1 protein-coding gene is annotated in these 1,402 nt (G+C 70.8%); it reads right to left on the reverse strand.

From position 1 onward, the window contains the following. Nucleotides 1–259 precede the first annotated feature (259 nt). Nucleotides 260–1,117: an IS110 family RNA-guided transposase gene (locus ABD254_RS21240; protein WP_344250970.1), complete on the reverse strand. Its 858-nt coding sequence runs from the start codon at nucleotides 1,115–1,117 to the stop codon at nucleotides 260–262. Nucleotides 1,118–1,402: the final 285 nt, after the last annotated feature.

Consider the following 1,402-nt stretch of genomic DNA (forward strand, 5'->3'; position numbering starts at 1 on the left):
GCGGGCACTTCTCTTGTCGCGGGTGCCGTGGTGCGGGGTGCAGCGTGTCGTTGTCGACGCGTGGTCAAGACTGATATTCGCGGGTTGATTACCGCATGACGGGTTGTTCGGCAGGAGCGGGACCATCGGGTGTCTGAGGTCGAGCGTGGCCCTGTGCTGGGGCTGCTCACAGCCGAATCGTGGATCGCTCCTCGCGCTGCGCACGACGCGTCGGGCACGGGCGGCAAGCTAGGTGGCCCTGCCGGGTGGGCGGGGCGGGCTATTCGGGCAGGACGGCGAGGGACCAGCACCAGCCGGCGAGCTCCCGGGCGATCGCGGTGGTGGCCACGGTGTGCTTCTTGGCGCGGGCGTCGAATCGGATCCAGCGGTGGTGCAGGCGCCGGTTGGCGAGGTCGGCGCGTTCGCGTGCGGCGGGTGAGGCGACGTTCCAGCGTTCTTGTAGGACCTTGCCCACGACGTAGCGGGGCTTGTGCAGCCAGGCGGACTCGACCAGGAGGCGGCGGGCGTGGGTGTTCCCGGCCTTCGTGATCCCGCCCTGGCGGCGGGTGCCGCCGGAGGAGTGCTCGCTCGGGGTCAGGCCGAGGAAGGATCCGATGCTCGAGCCCGTGAAGCGGGTCCAGTCGCCGACCTCCACGGCGAGGGCGAAGCCGGTCAGGGTCGCGACCCCGCGCAGGCAGCACAGCCGGGTCACCACGGGTGTGAACGAGGAGTCCGCGGCCAGGACCCCGATCTGCGCATCGAGGCGGTCGCGGCGCGCTTGCAGGTGGCCGGCGAGCTCACGGGACTCGGCGAACGCGATGCGGGTGCCTGGGTGGGTGAAGCGGATCTGGTTCATCCACTGCTCGTGCGCGCCGGTCCACGCGCGCCCGCCGCAGTAGACGTGCCCGTGACGCAGCAGCAGCTTGCCCAGGCGGTGACGGGCCGACATGAGGTCGGAGCGGTTGTCGAACCGTAGGCGGACCAGGTCGCGAGCGGACTCCTGCTCGATCGTGGGCACGACCACGCCGCACAGGTCATCGACCCGCAGCAGGCGGGCGAGCAGGCGCGCGTCGCGGGCGTCGGTCTTGACCCGGTCCCCGGGTGCCGGTTGATCTTCGACGGCGCGGCCACCACGCACCTGATACCCGCGCCGGTCAGCACGCGGGCCAGGCCGAAGCCCGTCGGGCCGGCCTCGTAGGTCACGGCCAACGGGCCGGGAAGTCGCGTGATCCAGTCCAGGACGGGCCGGTAGTCCTCGCCCGGAGCAAGGGTCTGCTCGAACAGCTCGCCAGTGGCCGTATCGATCGCGCTCGCCCGGATCGATCGTGCGTGCACGTCCAGGCCGACACTCGTACGCTCGGTGAACACGGGGCCTCCTATGAATGTGGATAGGCCGGGCAGGGCAATCTGCTCGGTAACCCAC

Source organism: Isoptericola hypogeus (assembly GCF_039531145.1).
Classification (GTDB): Bacteria; Actinomycetota; Actinomycetes; order Actinomycetales; family Cellulomonadaceae; genus Isoptericola; species Isoptericola hypogeus.